19 protein-coding genes are annotated in these 20,537 nt (G+C 63.0%); 5 read left to right on the top strand and 14 right to left on the bottom strand.

All coding sequences use genetic code 11. From position 1 onward, the window contains the following. Window positions 1-57 precede the first annotated feature (57 nt). Window positions 58-1,101, top strand: a complete 1,044-nt coding sequence (hemE, locus tag JQ600_RS33980; protein WP_212262688.1) for a uroporphyrinogen decarboxylase — start codon at window positions 58-60, stop codon at window positions 1,099-1,101. A gap of 175 nt (window positions 1,102-1,276) precedes the next feature. Here the strand turns inward: hemE and JQ600_RS33975 are convergent, their stop codons facing one another. Genes JQ600_RS33975 through dctP form a run of 7 tightly spaced genes read right to left on the bottom strand, consistent with a single transcriptional unit; the run spans window position 1,277 to window position 9,083 of the window. Continuing rightward, complete coding sequence (locus tag JQ600_RS33975) at window positions 1,277-2,890, bottom strand: GMC family oxidoreductase (protein ID WP_212387462.1); 1,614 nt, start codon at window positions 2,888-2,890, stop codon at window positions 1,277-1,279. A gap of 57 nt (window positions 2,891-2,947) precedes the next feature. Beyond that, entirely contained in the window at window positions 2,948-4,528 is a 1,581-nt protein-coding gene (locus JQ600_RS33970) for a bifunctional 3-(3-hydroxy-phenyl)propionate/3-hydroxycinnamic acid hydroxylase (protein WP_212387456.1), read from the bottom strand. Continuing rightward, the gene (locus tag JQ600_RS33965; protein ID WP_212387453.1) at window positions 4,525-5,223 is read right to left on the bottom strand and encodes a GntR family transcriptional regulator; all 699 of its coding nucleotides are present in this window, start codon (window positions 5,221-5,223) and stop codon (window positions 4,525-4,527) included. The genes JQ600_RS33970 and JQ600_RS33965 overlap by 4 nt, the downstream gene beginning before the upstream one ends. A 9-nt stretch (window positions 5,224-5,232) precedes the next feature. Continuing rightward, a complete protein-coding gene (locus JQ600_RS33960; RefSeq protein WP_212490322.1) occupies window positions 5,233-6,237 on the bottom strand; it encodes a VOC family protein in 1,005 nt (334 codons plus the stop codon). 29 nt (window positions 6,238-6,266) lie between these two features. Next, the gene (locus tag JQ600_RS33955; protein ID WP_212490321.1) at window positions 6,267-7,571 is read right to left on the bottom strand and encodes a TRAP transporter large permease; all 1,305 of its coding nucleotides are present in this window, start codon (window positions 7,569-7,571) and stop codon (window positions 6,267-6,269) included. Continuing rightward, window positions 7,568-8,077 carry a TRAP transporter small permease gene (locus JQ600_RS33950; RefSeq protein ID WP_212387449.1) on the bottom strand — a complete coding sequence of 170 codons (510 nt, stop codon included), beginning with the start codon at window positions 8,075-8,077 and terminating at the stop codon, window positions 7,568-7,570. Before JQ600_RS33950 ends, JQ600_RS33955 begins: the two co-directional genes overlap by 4 nt. Before the next feature lies 1 nt (window position 8,078). After that, window positions 8,079-9,083 (bottom strand): TRAP transporter substrate-binding protein DctP, encoded by a 1,005-nt coding sequence (dctP, locus tag JQ600_RS33945; protein ID WP_212490320.1) that lies wholly within the window; start codon window positions 9,081-9,083, stop codon window positions 8,079-8,081. Between the two features lie 191 nt (window positions 9,084-9,274). Between dctP and JQ600_RS33940 the strand changes: the two genes are divergently transcribed. Continuing rightward, the gene (locus tag JQ600_RS33940; protein WP_212387447.1) at window positions 9,275-10,054 is read left to right on the top strand and encodes an SDR family oxidoreductase; all 780 of its coding nucleotides are present in this window, start codon (window positions 9,275-9,277) and stop codon (window positions 10,052-10,054) included. 24 nt (window positions 10,055-10,078) lie between these two features. On the opposite strand, the gene JQ600_RS33935 is transcribed toward JQ600_RS33940, so the two are convergent. Continuing rightward, window positions 10,079-13,072, bottom strand: coding sequence for an EAL domain-containing protein (locus JQ600_RS33935; RefSeq protein WP_212387445.1), 2,994 nt, complete (start codon window positions 13,070-13,072; stop codon window positions 10,079-10,081). A 316-nt stretch (window positions 13,073-13,388) separates the two neighbouring features. Here JQ600_RS33935 and JQ600_RS33930 point away from each other — a divergent pair, with 316 nt between their 5' ends. Together JQ600_RS33930 and JQ600_RS33925 are read left to right on the top strand one after the other, a co-directional pair. Next, complete coding sequence (locus JQ600_RS33930; RefSeq protein WP_212262694.1) at window positions 13,389-13,631, top strand: hypothetical protein; 243 nt, start codon at window positions 13,389-13,391, stop codon at window positions 13,629-13,631. A 24-nt stretch (window positions 13,632-13,655) separates the two neighbouring features. Continuing rightward, window positions 13,656-13,898 (top strand): hypothetical protein, encoded by a 243-nt coding sequence (locus JQ600_RS33925; protein WP_212262695.1) that lies wholly within the window; start codon window positions 13,656-13,658, stop codon window positions 13,896-13,898. A 25-nt stretch (window positions 13,899-13,923) separates the two neighbouring features. On the opposite strand, the gene JQ600_RS33920 is transcribed toward JQ600_RS33925, so the two are convergent. Both JQ600_RS33920 and JQ600_RS33915 read right to left on the bottom strand, forming a co-directional pair. Continuing rightward, entirely contained in the window at window positions 13,924-14,931 is a 1,008-nt protein-coding gene (locus tag JQ600_RS33920; protein WP_212490319.1) for a glycosyltransferase family 4 protein, read from the bottom strand. A 24-nt stretch (window positions 14,932-14,955) separates the two neighbouring features. Further along, a complete protein-coding gene (locus JQ600_RS33915) occupies window positions 14,956-16,557 on the bottom strand; it encodes an alpha-amylase family glycosyl hydrolase (protein ID WP_212387441.1) in 1,602 nt (533 codons plus the stop codon). 408 nt (window positions 16,558-16,965) lie between these two features. Between JQ600_RS33915 and JQ600_RS33910 the strand changes: the two genes are divergently transcribed. Then, a complete protein-coding gene (locus JQ600_RS33910; RefSeq protein ID WP_212387439.1) occupies window positions 16,966-18,006 on the top strand; it encodes a 5-methyltetrahydropteroyltriglutamate--homocysteine methyltransferase in 1,041 nt (346 codons plus the stop codon). 172 nt (window positions 18,007-18,178) lie between these two features. Here JQ600_RS33910 and JQ600_RS33905 read toward each other — a convergent pair whose 3' ends face one another. The 4 genes from JQ600_RS33905 to JQ600_RS33890 all read right to left on the bottom strand — a co-directional run bounded on the left by JQ600_RS33905 (window position 18,179) and on the right by JQ600_RS33890 (window position 20,521). Next, window positions 18,179-18,571: a VOC family protein gene (locus tag JQ600_RS33905; RefSeq protein WP_212262702.1), complete on the bottom strand. Its 393-nt coding sequence runs from the start codon at window positions 18,569-18,571 to the stop codon at window positions 18,179-18,181. A gap of 85 nt (window positions 18,572-18,656) precedes the next feature. After that, entirely contained in the window at window positions 18,657-18,920 is a 264-nt protein-coding gene (locus JQ600_RS33900; protein WP_212037294.1) for a hypothetical protein, read from the bottom strand. Continuing rightward, window positions 18,917-19,906: a DUF2778 domain-containing protein gene (locus JQ600_RS33895; protein ID WP_212387437.1), complete on the bottom strand. Its 990-nt coding sequence runs from the start codon at window positions 19,904-19,906 to the stop codon at window positions 18,917-18,919. Before JQ600_RS33895 ends, JQ600_RS33900 begins: the two co-directional genes overlap by 4 nt. Before the next feature lie 189 nt (window positions 19,907-20,095). Beyond that, the gene (locus JQ600_RS33890; protein WP_212262706.1) at window positions 20,096-20,521 is read right to left on the bottom strand and encodes a DOPA 4,5-dioxygenase family protein; all 426 of its coding nucleotides are present in this window, start codon (window positions 20,519-20,521) and stop codon (window positions 20,096-20,098) included. Window positions 20,522-20,537 lie beyond the last annotated feature (16 nt).

Here is a 20,537-nt window from a genome sequence, read left to right as displayed (position 1 = left end):
TGGAACCTGCTGTTATCAGAGGCATCAAATATCAGCCCTTCACGCAGGAACCTTTCGTTGACCCAGATATCCCAGAAGCCGTTTCTCGACGTGTTGTCCGGCCATCGGCAGAACGTGCCGCCGGTCTGGATGATGCGGCAGGCCGGGCGTTATTTGCCCGAGTATCGCGAACTGCGCGCCAAGGCCGGCGGCTTTCTCGATCTGTGCTTCACGCCGGAATACGCCGCCGAAGTGACGCTGCAGCCGATCCGACGTTTCAACTTCGACGCCGCGATCATCTTTTCCGACATTCTCGTCATCCCCTACGCGCTCGGCCGTTCCGTGCGCTTCGAGGCCGGCGAAGGCCCGCGGCTCGACCCCCTGGATACGCCGGAGCAGGTGACGAGCCTCGCCACGCAGGCCGACTTCAGCAAACTTGAACCGGTGTATGAAGCACTGCGCCGCGTTCGCCGCGAGCTCGATCCCAACATCGCGCTGATCGGCTTCTGCGGCGCGCCGTGGACGGTAGCGACCTACATGGTCGCAGGCCAGGGCACGCCGGATCAGGCGCCGGCCCGGATGATGGCCTATCGCCATCCCGAGGCGTTCTCGAAAATCATCGACGTGCTGGTCGAGAATTCGATCCAGTATCTGCTCGGCCAGCTCAAGGCCGGCGCCGACGTGCTGCAGATCTTCGACACCTGGGCCGGCGTGCTGCCGCCGCGCGAATTCCAGCGCTGGTCGATCGAGCCCGCCAAACGCATCGTCGCGGGTGTGCGGGCGCAAGCGCCCGATGCCAAGATCATCGGCTTTCCCCGCGGCGCAGGTGCCATGCTGCCCGCTTACGTCGAAGCCACCGCCGTCAATGCCGTCAGCATCGATTGGGCGGCGGAGCCGTCATTGATCCGCGAGCGCGTGCAGAACCGCGTCGCCGTGCAGGGCAATCTCGATCCGCTGGCGCTGATCGCCGGCGGTGCGGCGCTCGATCGCGCTGTCGACGACGTGCTCGCGAATTACGCAAGCGGCCGGCTGATCTTCAATCTCGGCCACGGCATCCAGCCGGAGACGCCGATCGCCCATGTCGAGCAGATGCTGAAGCGGGTGCGGGCGTACAAGGGCTGAGCCAAGCGCGAGACTGTCATACCCGCGAAGGCGGGTATCCAGTACGCCGCGACCTCTCGGATCAATCCCAACCGTCTCTGGAATATTGGATCATCCGCCGGAGCCAGTCATCGGCCGACCCGGTGGCGGATGATGACACCGGTGTTGCCGAAGCAGTCTCGGTCAGAACGCGCGTTTACCGCGCATCCTCCAGAATCATGTCGGAAGCTTTTTCGGCGATCATGATGGTGGGCGCGTTGGTATTGCCGGACATCAGGTCCGGCATGATTGAGGCATCGACCACGCGCAGGCCCTCGATGCCGCGCACGCGCAAGCGCTGATCGACCACCGCCAAGGGATCGTTGCCCATCCGGCAGGTCGAGGTCGGATGATAGACCGTGCTGCCGGTGCGGCGGCAGAAATCCAGCAACTCGTCGTCGCTCGCGACCTTCGGCCCGGGATCGACCTCGCCGACCGCAAACGGCTTTAGCGCGGGTGCCGCGAGAATCTTGCGCAATATCCTTATGCCATCGATGAAGGCGCGGCGGTCGGTTTCGGTCGCGAGATAATTGATACGGATTTCCGGCGCCACGCTCGGGTCCGCGCTCTTGATGCGCAGCGAGCCGCGGCTTTCGGGGCGCAGCTGGCAGACCGAGGCCGTGAAGCCCGATTGCGCATGCAGCTTCTCGCCCATCTTGTCGGTCGAGAACGGCAGGAAATGAATCTGGATGTCGGGCGAGGCCAGCCGCGGACTGGTCTTGAAGAACGCGCCCGAGGTGCCGGCCGCGATCGTCAACGCGCCCTTGCGGAACGCCGCATATTGCAGGCCGGCCATCACCCGCCGTACCGGATTGTTGACGATGTCGTTCAGCGTGATGGATTGGGCGCAACGCGTCACCAGCCGGACCTGCAAATGATCCTGCAGATCGTTGCCGACGCCTTGCGCGTCGAGCACCACCTCGATGCCGTGGCTCTTCAGGAGATCCGCCGGCCCGACGCCGGAGAGCTGCAGCAATTGCGGAGAATTATATGCGCCGCTGGAGACCAGGATTTCCTTGCGCGCCCGTGCAACGCGCACACGGCCTTCCTGCTTGTACTCGACCGCCCTGGCGCGGCGGCCTTCGAACACAATGCGCTGCGCCAGCGCCGAGGTTTCGATATGCAGATTGCTGCGGTTCTTGGCCGGACGAAGATAGGAGAACGCCGAACTGGCGCGGCGGCCGCGCTGCGTCGTGGTCTGGAAAAATCCGGCGCCTTCCTGGGTCGCGCCGTTGAAATCGGGATTGGTGGGAATACCGACCTCGGCGGCCGCGACCACAAAGGCTTCCGACAGCGGATCGGCATGGCGCCAATCCGACACCGGCAGCGGGCCACCTGTGCCGTGATACTTGTCGCCGCCGCGCTGCTGGTTCTCGGCCTTCTTGAAATAGGGCAGCACGTCGTCATAGCCCCAGCCGGCATTGCCGCGCTGGCGCCAGCGATCATAATCCTCGTGCTGGCCACGCACATAGAGCAGACCATTGATCGAACTCGAGCCGCCCAGCACTTTGCCACGCGGCTGAAACACCTGCCGGCCGTTCAAGCCCGGCTCGGGCTCGGTCTGGTACATCCAGTTGACGGATTTTTCCTTGAACAGCTTGCCGTAGCCGAGCGGCACGTGGATCCAGAGATTGCTGTCCCTTGGTCCGGCCTCCAGCAGCAGCACCGAATGCTTGCCGTCCGCGCTCAGCCGATTGGCGAGCACGCAGCCGGCCGAGCCGGCACCGACGATGACGTAATCGAATTCGGCAGCGTCATTATTATTGTTCACTGTTTCCCCCGGGCATCACATCACCGGTGGTACAGACAAAGCCGCGCCTTGAAAAGCCTATGGCCCTGCGTGCAGGTTCTGGATCAATTGCTCTATCAGCATGCTCAATCGTTGCGGATTTTCCGCGCCTGCAAACACATAGCGATCGGGCCGCACGATGACGGCTTCGACGGCATTGGCCTGCATCCAGTCCGCAAACAGCCGTTCATTTTCCACGACGGTCATGATGCCGTCCCGGTTCGAACTTTCTCCTGATCCGGCAATGACCACCCGTTCTCCCCCGAGCTGCCGCCAGCTCGAAAGCGCAGCTTCCGATATCCCGGACATCGCCGCCGGTGTCGCTGCGAAAATCGCGAATTCCGGCTTGAGCAGATCGTCGAGGCGCCTCAGGCGGCCGTCGACGGCTCGCACATGCGGCTGCACAAACAAGCCACCGGCAAGCTTGGCTCCGGATGCGATCAGGCCGCCCACAAGATCGGGAATAAACTTCTGCCGGACAGTCTGGGCCTTTCCGGACTTCAATTCGGCGCGCAACTGTGCGTCGCGGGCCACCGCAGCTGCGGGATCCAGTTCGCCGATAATCTTGCCGAACTCCTTGGCGCTGGCGACCACCGAGCGGACATGCGGCTTGCGTTCGACCTCGTAGCTGTCGAGCAGCGCATCACCCGCATGGCCGCGCATCACCAGCGCCAGCTTCCAGGCGAGATTGGCCGCATCGCGGATGCCCGCGCAGAGGCCTTGTCCGAGAAACGGCGGCGTCTGGTGCACGGTATCGCCCATCAGGAGCACGCGACGGTCGCGCCATCCTTGCCCGAGCAGCGCGTGGAAGCGATAGACCGCCGAACGCCAGATCGTCAGATCGGAGGTATCCGTAAAGCCCTTGAGCAACTTCAACACATTGTCGGGCGCGCCGGCGGCTTCCGGATCTTCGCCCGGCAACAGTTTGATCTCCCATCGCCGCAGATTGCGGGGACCCGGCACGAAGGTTCCGGGACGTGACGGCCAGCAATACTGGAAGGCCCTTGCGGGCCGCTTGGCGGGCTCGCTGGTCAACGTATCCACCACCATCCACCATTCGTCGAAGGCGAGGTCTTCAAGCGCGATACCGAGGTGCTTGCGAACAAAACTGTTGGCGCCGTCGCATCCGACCAGATAGCGCGCGCGGATATCGAACGCGTCGCCGGATTCTGCCCTCGCCTGCAGCGATACCGATGCTTCCTCCTGCGCCAAAGCTACGGCGGTGGCCGAGAGAAAAACATCGGCGCCCTGGTATCCGGCGAGCTTGTCGCGCAACGCCTGCTCGGCATCGGGCTGGACGAAGGTCACATTCGGGATCCAGCCGAGCGGATAAGGCGGCGGCATCGGATCGAACATCTTGATTACTTCGCCGTCGACGCCGAGGTAGTGTGAACCGTTATGCGGCGCGATCGCATTCTCCATGACCTCGGCGAGGCCAACGGCCTGAAACACCCGCAGCGCCTCGTGATCCAGCGTGATCGCGCGCGGCTTGTCATAAACGGCCGCCGCCCGCTCGATCACCGCGATTCTCAGGCCATAATTCGCCAGCAAATTGGCAAAGATGGCGCCAACGGGTCCATAACCGACGATGGCGACGTCATACTCCGGGGTCTTGCTCAAGGCACGCGGTCCCTCAGCACCTGCCGAACCAGTTCGGCGGTGCGCTCGAAATGGTCGGTGATCAGCCGCGCGGCCGCATCGGCGTCGCGCGCCACCACCGCCTCCATCAGGGCACGATGTTCCTTCTCGCGGTTCACGCCCTTGATGCCCGCCTTGCGGCCGACATGGCGGTAACGCTCGGAGGAATCGAACAAATGCTCGCAGTACTGCTCGAGCCGCCGCGAACCCGAGGCCGAGATCAGGCTGGAATGGAAATTACGATGGGCGATTTCCCATTTCGGACTGCGCTCGCGCTCCTGGCCAGGTTCGAAGCGTGGCGTCCGCGACAGCCGATGGAACGAGAGCACCACCTGCTCCTCCCAGGCGGCATCGCCATGGGCGATGGATTTGCGGATCGCAAGCTCGTTGAGCCAGCAGCGCGCGCGCGTGATGTCGACGAGGTCTTCCTCGCCCATCGGCGCGACCGCAAAACCGCGGTGATCACTCTGCGCGACCAGCCCCTCGCTCGACAGGCGGCTCAGCGCCTCGCGCATCGGGCTTAAGCCCACCTCGAAACGTTCGCACAGCGAGCGGATATGCAGCTTCTCGCCCGGTTCGATCGCAACCGAGATGATATCCTGGCGCAACCGGTCATAGACGTGCGAGGCCAGCGTCTCCTTGGCGGTTTCGGGGCTGTCGAGCGCGATCTCGGGCATGGGAGGCCTCTAGGTATTCCGCTTTGCGAGATATTTCTCGAGCGTCATCGGGGTCGGCTTGATCTGCGGCTCGCTCATGGTAACGCCCGCGAACGGCGTTGCTTCCTCGAACCAGGCCTGGCGCGCCGGCAATCCCCAGGGGTGGGCAATCGCTGGATCCGAAGGATCCCAGCCCACCGGCTCGTTCTCGACATCCATGATCTGGTAGTGGGTGTTGAACAGCTCGACGCGATGGCCGTCCGGGTCGCGCATGTAGACATACATCGCATGTCCGGGCCCGTGCCGCCCCGGGCCGCGCTCGATGCGGGTCCCATAGCCGAGTTCACCGGCGACGTCGCAGGCATGCAAGAGATGATGCACCTCCGGCGCCAGGAAGGCGAAATGATGCAGGCGCGGGCCGGTGCCGTTGAAAAACACGATGTCATGCGGGTTGCCCTTGCGCTGCAGGAACACGCCGCGCAGGTCGAACGTGCCTGCGGGTGCGATATATTCGCTCAGTCGGAAGCCCGCCGCCATATAGAACTCGCAGGCCCTGCGAACCTCCGGCGTCAGGATCTGGTAGTGGTCGAGCCGCAGCGCCGAGCCGCCGGCGTGACGCGTGAATTTGGTGATCATGCGCGGCATCACCGGCATCGTGGCGCAGAATTCCAGCGGCGTCCCGGCCGGATCGGTCGCGTGCAGCGTGCGGCCCTGATGCGGCACGTCAGCCCACGCAGCCGGGCAGCCGTGGGCCTCGAAGAAGGCCTTGAGCTTTTCGAGATCGGCATCTGTGAACACCCGCAGCCCGATCCGCATGCATGAGACATCCTTGGCCTTTCGCAGCACCAGGCTGTGATGGCACGCTTCCTCGACACCGCGGAAGTAGAGCGTGTCGTCCTCCTCCGCGGTCAGGATCAGGCCGATCACCTCGGAATAGAACTGCCGGCTCGCCGCGAGATCGCGGACCGTGAGCACGACATGGCTTGCGCGGGTGACGTGAAACCCCGGATCGAAATTCGTGGTTGGGAGGCTCATTCGCTCGCCTTTCGTTTCATCTTGTCAGCTCAGCCGCGCAGCAAGGCCGGCAGCCACAGCGCCAGGGGCGGAAATAGCGTCAATAACGCCAGCACGACGATGTCGGCCGCCACAAAGGCGACGATGTTGCGGTAAAGCGCCCGCAATGGAATATCCGGCCGCATCGCATTGATGATCAGGATGACAAGACCGATCGGCGGGATCACGAGGCCGAGCTCGACGATGATCACATTGATGATCGCCCACCATACCGGATCATAGCCGAAATGCACGATGATCGGCAGCGCGAACGGCAGAGTGACGACCATGGCGGCCAGTTCGTCGAACACGGCGCCGAGCACCAGGTAGGCGGCGAGCATCAGCACGATGATGCCGATCGGCGGCAGATTGACATGCGCCAGCAACGCGATGAGCTGTTCCGGTATTTTTGCGAGGCTGATGAAATAGGTGAAGATCGACGAGCCGATCAGCACGAAATAGATCATGCCGGCGATCAGCGCGGTCTCGCGCAGGCTGGAAACCAGATTCGTCGGCGTGATCGTGCGGCGCATCAGCGCAAATGCAAATGATACGACGGCTGCGACTGAAGCCGCTTCGTTGACGGTAAAGACGCCGCTGTAGAGGCCGGCGAAGATGATCGCGATCAGCAACGCCGCCGGCGCGGCGCGCCGCACGGCCGCGTGCTTGTCCTGCCGCGACACGCGCTCGGAGACCGGCGCGATCGCAGGATCAAGGCGCACCATCACGGCGATGGCGATCAGATTGGCCGTTATGGTGATCAGCGCCGGAATGACGGCGGCGATGAACACGTCGAAAATATAGGTCCGCGCCACCACGCAATAGAGGATCATGCTGAGCGAGGGTGGGATCAGCGCCTTCAGCGCGCCGCCGGCGGCGATGGTCGCACCGGAAAATCCGGGCGAGTAACCGCGCTTGAGCATCTCCGGCAGCGCCACCTGGGTAAAGGTCGCAACCGTCGCCGGCGACGATCCGCAGATCGCCCCGAACGCAGCACTGCCGCCGATGGTCGCATAGGACAACCCGCCGCGCCGGTGGCCGAGCAGCGCCGCGGCCGCCGCATAAAGATCGCGCGCAAAGCCCGAAACGTTGACGAACGCGCCCATCATCAGGAACAGCGGCACGGCCGCAAGATCCGTGCTGCCGAGCACCTGCGACGGCTCGGTGGCGAGAAACGTCAGCGCCGAAGCCCAGTTGGTCTGCAGCGCGAACGCCACGACGCCGACGACGATCATGGCGAACGCCAGCGGAATATGCATTGCCACCAGCACGAACAGCGCCACGATGCCGCCGATGCCGATACCGGTCGCGGTCATGCCGCGGGCTCCGGATCGCGGCGCCGGGACGCACCGGTGATCTCCTCGATCAGCACGAAGGTCTGCACGGCCACCGCCACCCACAGGATGCCGTCAACGGCGAACCAGAACGGCGCCTTCGGCCAGTTGAGCAGCCAGGTGACGTCGCCCGCCTGCATGGTCTTGATGCCGAAGCGCCAGAATTGCCAGGCCATGCCGATCATGACGATCTCGATCACCAGCGCCGCAGCTGTGTCGATGACGCGAACACCGGATCGCGGCAGGATCCGATCGAAGATCCGCAGCACGATATTGTTCCGGTGCAGCAGCACGATCGGCAGGCAGCAGGTGCCGCAGATCGCCGCTATCATGTCCCCGATCTCGCGCACCAGGTCGATCGGCGTGTTCGCGACAGCCCTGAGCAGCCCGTCGAGCAGCGTGAAGACGGCAAGGATCAGCAGCAACGACAACCCGGCGACGGCGAACGCGTTCGCGACGCGGGTGACGATGGTTCGCGCCGCCTTCACGCTAGTTGGCCCTGATCCGGGTCAAGAGTTCGCGCGCCTTGCTTAGCAGCTCGGCATTGCCAGGGCCCTTGGCGACCCATTCGGCGGTGACCTTCTGATAGACCGGCTGCAGGCTCGCGAGATCCGCCGGCGAGGGCGCGACCACGGTGCGCTTGGGATCGGCCTTGAACTTTGCGATCAGCTCGTCGTTGTATTGCCCGAGGTCGCGGATATAGGTGTCGTCGATCCAGCGGATCGAGTATTTCGCGATCACGTCCTGCGCCGGCTTCGGCAACGACTCGAACTTCTTGCGATTCATCAGGACGGCCAGCGGACCCGCGCCGAGCGGCAGCAGATAATCGTGGCTGGTGACGCGGTCGATGCCGAAATCGACGATGGCCGCCGGAACGGTGGTGGTAGCGTCGATCGTGCCGCGCCCCATCGCCTCGACCACCTCATTCGGCGGCATCAGCACCGGCACCATGCCGAGTTCCTTGACGGTCTGCCCGATCACCGCGCCGTTGATGCGTACCTTCATGCCCTTTAGGTCGGCGAGCGATTTGATCGGGCGGCGGGCGAACACCATGTATTGCGGGTTCATGAAGGCGCCCACGACGTAATAGTCGGAATAGCCGCGCAAGAGATTGGCCTTTAGCAGCTCTTCGTAGAGCTTTACACCCTCTTTCAGGTTTTGCAGCAGGCCCGGTAGTTCGAACACCTGATCGTCCGGAAAGCGGCCGGGCCCCAGGCTCGGATTGACGAACGCGATGTCGGCGACGCCGTCGAGCAGCAGCTGCGGCTGCGCCGGCAGCGCCTTGCCGAGCGCGCCATTCGGAAAGGCCTCGATCTTCACCGCGCCACTCGGATCGGCGTTTACGGCGTCGATCCATGGCTTGATGGCGCGCGCGTAATTGACCTCGGTGTCCGATGCAAAGAACGACAGCTTGAGCGTCACCGGCTCGGCGCCCGCATTCAGCGGCAGGAACGCTGCAAACCACGCCAGCAATGCCATGCAAAGTCGCGTCATCCTGTCCTCCCCATGATGCAGCGGCTGGTTTGATGTCGCCGCTGCCACCGCGTTGATGGGAGTCATCGCGGAAAAATAATCGATTTTCAATAGTAATTTTCTTTATAATCGATTATTCAAATGGGAGAATAGCGCGACATTCGACAAAAAGGCAAGTGATTTCAAACAATAAGCTCTGGGAGCGAGAACACATGAATCTTGGGATCGAAGGCCGCACTGCGCTGGTTTGCGCGTCCAGTCAGGGGCTCGGGCTGGCCTGCGCTCAAGCCCTGGCGCAGGAGGGCGTCCACGTCGTCATCAACGGGCGCGATGCGGCAAAACTCGACGCGACAGCCGCCGCGCTGCGCGAGAAGGCCCGCGGCAACGTGACCGCGGTCGCGGCCGATGTCACGACCGCGGACGGCCAGGCACGGCTGATCGCGGCGTGTCCCTCACCCGACATTCTCGTCAACAACAATGCAGGTCCCTCGCCCGGCAATTTCGCCGACATCGAGCGCGAACGCTGGCTGGCGGTGATCGAGGCCAACATGATCGCGCCGCTGATGCTGATCCGCGCGGTACTGCCGACGATGCGGCAGCGGCGCTTCGGACGCATCGTCAACATCACCTCCGCGATGGTAACGACGCCCCGTCCGCACATGACGCTGTCCTCCGGCGCGCGCGGCGGCCTGACTGCGGCAATGAAGGGGCTTTCGCTCGAGGTCGCGCGCGACAATGTGACTATCAACAATCTGCTGCCCGAGCGGTTCGACACCGACCGCCAGCACCAGATGGCGAAGGCCGCGATGACGCGCGAGAATATTTCCTATGAAGAGGCTCGTGCGCGCCAGATCGAATCGATCGCCGCGAAACGGCTCGGCGATCCCAGGGAATTCGGCGCGACCTGCGCCTTCCTGTGCAGCGCTCTGGCAGGTTTTATGTCAGGCCAGAACCTCCATCTGGATGGCGGATCGTATCCCGCGTTGATCTAGATCGATCGCCCCGATCCCTCGCCTTCACTGGTCGATCGCAAGCTCTGCTGCGTTGCAATCACCATCGGCGCCCGGCTGGAGCGACGGCGACGCCGCATGAGGCGGCCGCAGCAGATCCGCAATGCCGCCCGGCGGCAGCGGCTTGCTGAACAGGTAGCCCTGCATCTCGTCGCAGCCGTGCCGGCGCAAAAACGCCTGCTGCTCGATGGTCTCCACGCCCTCGGCCACGACGGTCATGCCGAGTGCCTTGCCCATGCTGATGATGGCTTGCGCGATCGCCTGGTCCTCCATGTCCTCCGCGAGGTCGCGAACGAAGGATCGATCGATCTTGATGGTGTCGATCGGGAATTGCTTCATCAGCGACATCGAGGAGTGACCGGTGCCAAAATCGTCAATGGCGATATGAATGCCCCGACTCTCGATCCCGTCCAGCACACGCACGGCGCGCGCGACGTTCTGCATCACCATGCTTTCGGTGACCTCGAGCTGGAGCAGGTTCGGCGGCATGCCGCTGATCGCCAGCGCCGCATCGATGTCCTGCAACAGGCGTTCGTCGACGAACTGGCGCGGGGACAGGTTGACCGCCATCGAGACCGGCCGCATCCCCTGGCGTTGCCAAATCATGTTCTGCGCGCAGGCTTCCCTGAGCACCCAACGGCCGATCGGAACGATCAGGCCGGTTTCTTCGGCAAGCGGAATGAACTGGCACGGCGGCAGCATGGCTCCGTCCGGCGCCCGCCAGCGCAACAGCGCCTCGACGCCGGTGATCTCGCCGGTGTTCAGATCGATCTTGGGCTGATAATGCAGCAGCAGCTCGTCGCGCTCCAGCGCATGCCGGAGGTTGGTCTCCATCGTGAGCCGCTCGATGGGCTGGGTCCTGGTGTCGCGGGTGAAAAACCTGAATCCGTCCTTGCCATCGCCCTTGACGAGATACATCGCCGTGTCGGCATTCGCGGTCAGGGTCTGAATGTCGGTGCCATCAGCAGGATAGATCGCCACGCCAATCGAGGCGGTGACGTTACATTCGTGACCGCTGAGCTGGATCGGCTCACTTAAAATCCTCAGCAGGTCTCGCGCGACGCCTTCGACGTCCTCCCGCCCCGAAACATCCTCCAGAATAAGGACGAACTCGTCACCGCCAAGCCGGGCGACGACGTCGCAAGCGCGCACGCTGCGCCGCAGCCGGGCGCCGATCTCGGTCAACAGCCGGTCGCCGGCGTCATGGCCGAGCGAATCATTGATGACCTTGAAGCGGTCGAGATCGATGAACAACACGGCCAATTGCCGATCCTGGCGCCGCGCCGACTCGATTGCAAAGTGCAGCAGCTGGTTGAACGACTCGCGGTTCGGCAGATCAGTGAGGCTGTCGTGGGAGGCGAGATATTCGATGCGCTGATCCGCGATCGTTTTCGCGTCGGCGCGCTCAAAATTCTCCAGTGCGAACGCGACATTGTCGGCAAGACGCTGCAGCAGCTCGGTCAATTCAGGAGTGAATGCGTTGCGTTCCCTCGACAGAAACAACAGCGCGCCAAGCGCCTCTCCGCCGCGCATCAGCGGCAATGCCGCGCCCGACATGGTCGCACGGTCCTTGGCGCGATTGTAGAAGTGGCTGTTCACCGGAAAGTCGGCGAGATAGTCATTGCTGATGCACGCCTTGCGCGTACGCATCGCGATGCCGGTAACGCCCTGTCCTTCCGGGTGATGCGCATGCGCGGACAAGCGAAGATCGATCACGCGATCCCGTCCGGGCCCCGCTGCGGCGACCACCTCCAGAAACTCGCTGTCGGGGCGCGCCAGCGCAATGACCGTGGACGTGAAATCACCGCCCAGCACCGCCGCTTCGCATACCCGCCGGAACAGCTCTTCGCGCGTGCTTGCCCGCATGATCGCTTCGTTGGTGGCGCCCAGGGCGGCCAGCAGGCGCGCAATCCGCTCCTTTTGCCGTTCGGCGGCGCTGCGCTCGGCCTCCTGCGCCAGCACATCAAGCCCGAACGAGACGTTTTCGACGATCCGCCCCATCAGGGCGGTCATCTCGTCATCGAGCCGGTCGCCGCCGCCGAAGAAGAAGTACATGACCCCTACGACCCTGGCGCCGGCGAACAGCGGGAACACCGCGCACGCCGCCAGCCCTGCTTTTTCCACCAGCGGCAACCACGGGCGCGAGCGCGGATCGTTGGGCACGTCGTTGCTAAGACAAGGCTTGCCTGTCCGGAATGCCGTCCCGCCCATGCCCTGTCCTTGCGGGATCGCGGGATCGCAGGAGAAACGCAGGCTCGCGGTGATTTCGGGATAGACGCTCGCCTGCGCGGCCAGCCTGAACCAGGTGGTGTCCGGCTCGGGCAAGAAGATGGCGGCGCCCAGCAGTTTTCCCTGCTCGACGGCGGCCTCGCAGACCCGCGTGAACATCTCGTCTTCCGAGCGCGCCCGCATGATCGCTTCGTTGGTCGCGGTGAGCGCGGCGAACATCCGGGTGATGCGCGCCGTGGCATTGTCGCGGTCAAAATTGTCGAGTGCAAAGGAGGCGTTTTCAGCCATGCGTTCGAGCAGGCCGACCGTTTCTTCGTTCAACGCATCGGGTTGTTCCAGATAAAACAGCAGCACGCCGATCGGTTTTCCGTGCCGCTTGATCGGCACGGCGGCGGCCGACCGGGCTCCGATCTGACGCGCCTGGACATGCCAGCGTTTTGTTCGCTCATCATTGGTGTAGTCGTTGGAGACAAACGAGCGGCCGGTACGAAATGCGGACGGTGCCAGGCCCGTTCCATCGTCCGAGTCCGCGTGAACCGAACTGGCATTGTCCGCGTTCTTCAGCGTATCGACGCCAAGACCGGCGCCGGCAACACAACGCAAACGGCCGTTGCCGTCGGCGAGCAGCATGCCCGTGCCGAGGAACTTGCCGCCAAACACCGCCGCGTCGCAAACCCTCTGAAAAAGCTCATCCTCCGATTTGGCCCGCAGGATGGCTTCATTGGTGGCGCTGAGCGCTCCGAACATGCGCGCCAAATTGGTACGCAACATCATCGATCCCCTATGTCGCGGAGCAAGTTGACGTTTCGCCGCCAAACCAGGGTTATGAAAAGCGGTAAACAAGGAATGAATCGGGCTTAAGAATAACGGGCGGCTAAGATTTCCGGATTAGTCGTACGTAGTTCCCCGGACCACATCTCGACCGGACGCCAGCCTTTGGAACTGGCAGCCGCGGATGCGAGCATCCGCGCGATCCCCAAGGCCGCGGCCCGGCCCAAGAGAGCGGTCCAAGAGAGCAGCCAAGTCATCGGTTGCCCTTTGGTCCCGGCGGGAGGATGCTGTCGGCTATGGGCAAAGGGAGCGCGACATGAGCAAGACAGGTCTCGACAATCGCCACCGCAACCACGACGGCGAAATCAGCCACAAGCACGGCGCCACGCTGGTTGGCACGTTTCGCAAGATTTACGGGCAGGGTTTCGCCGCCGGTTATCCGCCAACCGAGAAGCTGAGCGACGTTTTGCTTCAGCTCAACGAGACGTCGCTGAGCCAGCTGCGCCGGGATTACGAGACCGGCCACCTCGAACACAAGATCGCGAAATCCGCGAAGTAACGCCTCGCACAGGTAAAGACCGGCATGGCAAAGATCCTGCTTTCGATGCAAGACTTGCAAGCGCATGCGTTGGCAGAGCTCCGCAATCAACCCGGCTGCTCGAACGTTCGCAAGATCGCCATCAATCGCGCCACGGATGAGCGGGCTGAAAACAATTGGTCGATGTGCGTGGTGTCCGCGGGCGACGCCGATGCCAACGCGGCGGCACGCGCCGCGCTCGATATCCAGAAGGCATTACGCCACGACTACAATCTGGCGGCGGAGTGACCGCGAGGGGTGCGCGCCCCGGTTCTCAGCCGAGGATTGATCGGTACAGGCCCAGATATCTATCGGCCATGCGGTCCACCGTGAATCGCGCCGATACCGCAGCACGGCAAGCAGCGCGATCGATCTCGTCGACGCGAGCTATCGCATCTACCGCCGCATCGAGGCTGTCGACCAGAAATCCGGTCACGCTATCATCTATGAGCTCGGGCATCGATCCGCGGTTGCGGGCGATGACCGGCGTTCCGCAGGCGAGCGCTTCTACCACCGACAGACCGAACGGCTCGTCGAAATTTATGAGGTGGAGCAGCGCGCGCGCGGAGCCCAGAGTCTTCGCGCGCACCGTTCCGCCAACCGGGCCAAGATAGACCACGGATTTGTCGTCGAGTGCGGGCGCTACTTGCTCGTCGTAGTAATTCTGGTCCTGGACGATGCCGGCCATGATCAATTTCCGGCCGGACCGATCTGCCGCAGCGATCGCTTCAGCCGCCCCCTTGTCCGGGTGAATGCGGCCGAAGAAGAGCAGATCTTCGCTGCCGTGCGGATCGAAGGGGAAATCCTCCAGCGGAATGCCATGGTGGATTGTTGCGGCATAGCGCAGGTCCGGATGGCGATCGGCGTCACTGATGGCAACATAGTGGACGCGATTTTCGTATTCCTTGTAGGCGGGCAGGATGCGCGCGGAAGAGAAACCGTGGATCGTCGTCACCACGGGGGTTCCGACCAGCCGCGAAAAGGCGAGCGGGACGAAATCGGCCTGGTTGTGAATAAGATCGAACTCACCGGCCTGCTCAAAGACGTGGGCGACATGGAGCATCTCCCACACCTTTGCGTCGATCGCGGGATCCTCGGAATAGGGCGCCGGGCAGACGGCATCGAGCTTGCCTGCCGTCCGGCTGTCCTTGGTGGCGAACAGGGTGACATCGACGCCGCGCGCGACCAAAGCCTCGGTCAAGAGACTGGTCACCTGCTCCCAGGGGCCGTAATGGCGCGGCGGTGTCCGCCAGGAGATCGGCGCCAGCATGGCAATGCGCACGTGATCATCCTTCTCTGCTGTGGGCTATCCGGCCTCGAGCACGACAGCTTCATTCGACCCTAGCAGGAGGGCACCGTCTTCGACCAGCGCCGCATCTTCGACCGTGGACAGGAGCACCCGGCTCCTATGCGCCCAATCCGGCAACGGCAGTCGATGCGACTGTGCGCCGAGGTTGAGCGCCACAATCAGCCGCTCCGAATCGTGCCGGCGTTCGTAAACCAGCATCTCGTCCTCTACATTCAACAGTACGAAGTCACCGATCGACAAAGCCGGGCAATCGCGCCTGAACACAAGCAACCGACGATAAAGCGTCAGGATTGCGTGAGGATCTTCCGACATCCGCGCCACGTTGCGCGTCGGCCAGTCGGCATTGAGCGGCAGCCATGGCTTGGCGTTGGTGAAACCGGCATTTTCGCTGTCATCCCATGGCATCGGCGTGCGCACGGGATCCCGGCCCAACGCCAAACCGGGCTCACGCAACTCGCGCGGGTCTCGCACTTGCGATGCTTCGATCATGACATCGCTCAAACCAAGTTCGTCGCCGTAGTAGAGCGTGGGCGTGCCACGGAGCGTCAGCAACAGCACCGCCGCGACGCGGGCCTGGGCCTGCCCACGCTTGGCCGCAACGCGCGGCCGATCATGGTTGCCGAGCACCCAGTTTGGCCAGCCACCCAAAGGTAGCGCTGCCTCATAGCCGGTGATCGCCGCCGCCAGGGCGCGCGCCTGCCACGGCGTATCGATGAGCTGGAAATTGAAGGGCAAGTGCACCTCCGGGCGCTCACCGCCGTAATAGTGCATCAGACGATCGACCGGCAGGTAGATCTCACCGATCAGAACCCGTTCGCCTTGTCCCCTGGCGCCATAGCCGTCGGCGATTTCACGCATTTCGGCGGCGATCCGGTGCACCTCGGGCTGGTCTGTGGAATGGAGTTGAAGCAGGCGGTGCATTTCACCCATTTCGGGCCGATAGGCCGGGTTGGGCGGATTGTTCGGGAAATCTGCGGCCTTCACCATGTGCCAGAGCACGTCGATGCGGAAACCGTCGACGCCGCGATCGAACCAGAAACGCATCACGTCATACATCGCCGCCCGCACGGCTGGATGACGCCAGTTGAGATCCGGCTGCTCCTTCAGGAAGGCATGGTAGTAATATTGTCCGGTGGTTTCGTCCCATGCCCAGGCCGAGCCGCCGAAATCGCTGATCCAGTTATTGGGCGGTCCGCCGTCAGCCGCAGCATCGCGCCAGATGTACCAATCTCTTTTCTGATTTCCACGCGAAGCGCGGCTCTCGACGAACCATGGATGCTGGTCGGAGGTGTGGTTGGGCACGAAGTCGAGCAGAACCTTGAGCCCCCGCCGATGGGCTTGCATCAGCAGGTCGTCGAAGTCTGCCAGCGTCCCAAAGCGTGGATCGACGTCGCAATAGTCGGCAACGTCATAGCCGAAATCAACCATCGGCGACGGATAGATCGGGGAGATCCAGATCGCATCAACGCCAAGGCTGACAAGATAATCGAGCCGCCGCTCGATCCCTCTGAGGTCGCCTATGCCGTCACCGTTGGTGTCCTGAAAGGAACGCGGGTAGATCTGATAGATCACGCCATTCTGCCACCAGGGCGTGGTCATGCCGACACCGCCTTTGGTAGACGCGCCGGTTGCCGTTTATTGATCACGTGAGGTCGTCAAAACTCATCCACCTATCCACCGCGTCAACCCGACGGATTGCGACGAGCAGCGGCAAAACGACTCTGTTCCTGTTGCGATCGGAAGTCGACGGTTTTCTCCCGTTCTCGCGGCGCGAAGCGACACTAAGCCCTATCCAGGCATCCGATTGGGCAATTATGATGCCATCCATGAGGTCAAAAAGCCACGATCGCCACCGCCTGCAAGAGGACGCACTCGCGCGGCCCGAGGCTTTATCTGTTTGACGCGTTTTCTGCACGCGAACCGGAATCCACCCCCGGATCAAGTCCGAGGGCATGCTTCGCTTGAAAACGCTGTCGACGCCATAACAACAAGAGCAAGGATACCGTGATGAACCTGCCAACGCATTTGCTGCCGACCACCGTGGTCGGAAGCTATCCGCAGCCGGAATGGCTGGTCGACCGCGCGATGCTGTCGAAGGTGGTGCCGCGGACGCGCATGCATGCGATGTGGCGGCTGCCGCCGGAGCATCTGCAGGAAGCGCAGGACGACGCCACCATCGTCGCTATTCGCGACATGGAGCGCGCCGGCATCGACATCGTCACCGACGGCGAAATCCGCCGCGAAAGCTACTCCAACCGGTTCGCGACAGCGCTCGACGGCATCGACGACGAAAAGCCGGCGATGATCACCTCGCGCAGCGGGCATCAAACGCCGGTGCCGCGCGTGGTCGGCCCGGTGAGGCGCAGCGGGCCTGTCGAACGGCCCGACATGGAGTTCCTGCGCAAGAACACCGACCGCGCGGCCAAGATTACCCTGCCCGGCCCGTTCACGATGAGCCAGCAGGCCAGGAACGAGTTCTACAAGGACGACGAAGAACTCGCGATGGCGTTTGCGGAGGCCGTCAACGCCGAAGCGCTGGACCTGCAAAAGGCCGGCGCCGACGTGATCCAGCTCGACGAGCCCTGGGTGCGCAACGATCCGGACCTCGCAAGGCGCTATGCCGTCAAGGCCATCAACCGCGCATTGGCCGGCATCACCGTGCCGACGGTCGTGCATCTGTGCTTCGGCTATGCCGCAGTCGTGCCGGGTTCGACCAAGCCGGCGGGTTATTCGTTCCTTGCCGAACTCGCCGACACCAGCGCCGAACAGATTTCGATCGAAGCCGCGCAGCCGAAGCTCGATCTCGGTGTACTCAAGGATCTCTCATCGAAGAAGATCATGCTGGGCGTGCTTGATCTGGGTAATCCCGAGATCGAGACGGCCGCCATCGTCGCCGACCGCATCCGCAACGGCCTCAAGCATGTCGCGGCCGAACGTCTGGTGGTGGCACCCGATTGCGGCATGAAATACATGCCGCGCCACATCGCGTTCGGAAAGCTGAAGGCGATGTGCGAGGCGGCTGCAATCGTACGCAAGGAAATCAGCTAGAATGTAGCGTGTTTAGGTGGATTGAACCCACCCGTCATCCTGAGGTGCGAGCGCAGCGAGCCTCGAAGGATGGGCCACGGGCACATTCATCCTTCGAGGCGCGCAAGAGCGCGCACTTCCCGAGCGAACGCAAATGCGTTCGTCCGGGGATGACGCAAGACCGTGCGAGGACTCAAACCTCGGCGTAGATCTCGATGACATTTCCCTCGGGGTCGCGGAAGAACAGCGCGCGATGGTGCCAGCTCGGTATGTCCCGGGGCGGGCTCAAAATCGTCACGCCCTTGGATTGCAACGTCGCATAACAGGAATCGATCAGATGCGGCGCGACCCGGAAGGCGAGCTGGACCGCAGCCGAGCCGGGCGCGATCGGACCATCGTGCCACGCAGCCCAGGGACCGCGCGGCCTCAAGGTGAGCAGCGCGGAGCCGACCTGAAAGCTGACCCAGTTCTCACTGTCGTGAGCGATCGGAAAGCCCATCACGTCGAGATAGAATTGCTTGGTCTCCTGCATCTTCGAACACAGCAGAACGGTGTAGTCGAGATTGCGAATGTCACCGAGACTCATGCAGCTGCCACCTCTGAGAAAAATCGATTTGAAATGACGCCGCGAGATGGCCAACGAAAATGATAGCTCTTTTGGGACTACATCGTCAAAGCAGCTTGGCGCGAACGAACAGCGCGCGCAACGCGGCGGTCGCCTGCACCGTCAGCATCGCATTGTCAGCGGCGCCTCGCAGCGTACGGACCGCATCGGCGTGCAACGACTTGAACTCGATCCATTCGACCGAGCTCAGATTGGTGATAAACTGATAGGCCTGGCCGACGGTACCAATCGATACCGTCTTGCCGTTCAAACTGATCTTGAACGTGGCCCGCAGCGGCGTGTCGGAATTGGAAACGTTGTTCGCAATCATGATGGCGACGTCGAACGCCGCGACGCGGTCAAGCCCTCGCTCAGGCTCGGCACCACGACGAGGCGCTTGACCTGCCCGTTTCGATAGGCCTGCAGGAACTTGTCATATTCCTTGATCGAGACGCAGCCGTTGGAATCGCCATTGGGCCCGAGCAAGTAGGAATGCACCAGCAATCCGGTTCGTCCGAGGGTGTCGGCATCACCCACTGGCGTCATGCGAAGCGCCGCGACACCGTGAAACAGCTTCTCCCGCGGCTTCAGATCATAGACGTTCGGCGGCGTCGCCCCGACCATGCGCATGCTGACAGAAGCGGGGTTGTCCATCAGGCCGCCGAGCCCTGAATGCGCCTCGAGCTTGACGCCGTTCGGCATGTAAACGGTCCGCGCCGAGATGTCGTAGACCGCGGTAACGTTGTCATATCCGAGCGCGCCAAGATCGGGCTTGTTGCCGAACAGGCCGTCGCCCGGCGTCAGGGACGCCAGCGAAAAACGCATCGGCACCATATCGGCCAGCTTCTGGAACATGGACCGGTCGTCCGACCGCGCCGGCGGAGGCGGCGGCAGATCAACCCTCAGCGCCAGAACGGCTTCGGCGGGCCGCGACCTCGGCAGCGGAATCGCAGGCCCGGCCGGCGCTGCGGGCTGGTCGGCCTGCGCATCCGGCGACTGCTCGGCCAGCTGGCTTTCGATGTGACCGAACTCGGCGTCGAAATCCGTTCGCGCCGGACGGAAGACGGGACGCGAGGGATACCTGATGGACGGCGCGTTGCGCGCCGCGCCCGATCCGAACCTGTCATCGAACGAGAATGCGCCGGCGCTTTTGGCGGCTTGCGGGTTTCGTAGCCAGGCAACGAGATCAACATTCATCGCCCAAGCGGCCAGCGCCGACGTCACCACGAGCAAGGCAGCGGCAAAGGCGGCCTTGCCGACCAATGGAAAACCGCGGCTCGAAGCATGCCCGGTCGTGCTCGTGGTCCTGTAATCCATCCGTCCCCGGCTCGGCGCTTCGGAATCAGACCTGATTCTGCAAGGGATTCACCGAATAAGCCCAAATATAATGCAATTCAAAGTAAGGCATAATCGAGACACCGGACCACGGCTATGGTCATCAATCGAATCCGCGGCGACCCGGGCAATCTTGGTAAACAGCGCCGGTTCCCTGTGTGACGGCCACGCTCAGGGCCGGAGCGTCGGGCTGGTATTTGGTGCCGGTGCCTGTTCCATTTCCGAGTGTTCCGGCAGCTTGTCCGCATGCACCGATAGCGCGGGCCCGATCCAGATCGGATCGGCAAGATGGTCGCGGCGCGGATTGGTCGTGTTCGGATGGACCAGAACGCTCAACCTGCCATGATTCAGCATCAGCCAGGGCACCAGTTCAGGGAACACCTCTTTGGCAAAGGCCACCTGGTACATCGCCTGATCGTGGGGACCGACCTTGACGTCGTGCCACCGGCCGAGCGTCACCGAAAAGCGCTCGCCCATCCAGCCGCGCAACTGCTCGGCCTCGCCCCGCGTTGTCGCCGGATCGTAATAGATGTGCGCGTGGTAGCTGGCGATCTCGCTCAGGGATCGCGGACCATCCTTCTCCGGCAACTCGCTCATCGCAACCGCTCCGCCT

This window comes from Bradyrhizobium sp. AUGA SZCCT0176 (assembly GCF_018130145.1).
In the GTDB taxonomy this organism is placed as follows: domain Bacteria; phylum Pseudomonadota; class Alphaproteobacteria; order Rhizobiales; family Xanthobacteraceae; genus Bradyrhizobium.
The sequence above is the reverse complement of the archived record's forward strand: the minus strand, read 5'-3'. Positions and strand labels throughout refer to the sequence as shown.

Excerpts from the sequence above, each read along its gene's own strand:
- JQ600_RS33940 (WP_212387447.1), top strand. The coding sequence starts at position 9,275 with ATGAATCTTGGGATCGAAGGCCGCACTGCGCTGGTTTGCGCGTCCAGT.
- JQ600_RS33905 (WP_212262702.1), bottom strand. The coding sequence starts at position 18,571 with ATGAGTCTCGGTGACATTCGCAATCTCGACTACACCGTTCTGCTGTGT.
- JQ600_RS33915 (WP_212387441.1), bottom strand. The coding sequence starts at position 16,557 with ATGACCACGCCCTGGTGGCAGAATGGCGTGATCTATCAGATCTACCCG.
- JQ600_RS33960 (WP_212490322.1), bottom strand. The coding sequence starts at position 6,237 with ATGAGCCTCCCAACCACGAATTTCGATCCGGGGTTTCACGTCACCCGC.
- JQ600_RS33965 (WP_212387453.1), bottom strand. The coding sequence starts at position 5,223 with ATGCCCGAGATCGCGCTCGACAGCCCCGAAACCGCCAAGGAGACGCTG.
- JQ600_RS33890 (WP_212262706.1), bottom strand. The coding sequence starts at position 20,521 with ATGAGCGAGTTGCCGGAGAAGGATGGTCCGCGATCCCTGAGCGAGATC.
- JQ600_RS33935 (WP_212387445.1), bottom strand. The coding sequence starts at position 13,072 with ATGTTGCGTACCAATTTGGCGCGCATGTTCGGAGCGCTCAGCGCCACC.
- JQ600_RS33925 (WP_212262695.1), top strand. The coding sequence starts at position 13,656 with ATGGCAAAGATCCTGCTTTCGATGCAAGACTTGCAAGCGCATGCGTTG.
- JQ600_RS33930 (WP_212262694.1), top strand. The coding sequence starts at position 13,389 with ATGAGCAAGACAGGTCTCGACAATCGCCACCGCAACCACGACGGCGAA.
- JQ600_RS33900 (WP_212037294.1), bottom strand. The coding sequence starts at position 18,920 with ATGATTGCGAACAACGTTTCCAATTCCGACACGCCGCTGCGGGCCACG.
- dctP (WP_212490320.1), bottom strand. The coding sequence starts at position 9,083 with ATGACGCGACTTTGCATGGCATTGCTGGCGTGGTTTGCAGCGTTCCTG.
- JQ600_RS33895 (WP_212387437.1), bottom strand. The coding sequence starts at position 19,906 with ATGGATTACAGGACCACGAGCACGACCGGGCATGCTTCGAGCCGCGGT.
- JQ600_RS33910 (WP_212387439.1), top strand. The coding sequence starts at position 16,966 with ATGAACCTGCCAACGCATTTGCTGCCGACCACCGTGGTCGGAAGCTAT.
- JQ600_RS33955 (WP_212490321.1), bottom strand. The coding sequence starts at position 7,571 with ATGACCGCGACCGGTATCGGCATCGGCGGCATCGTGGCGCTGTTCGTG.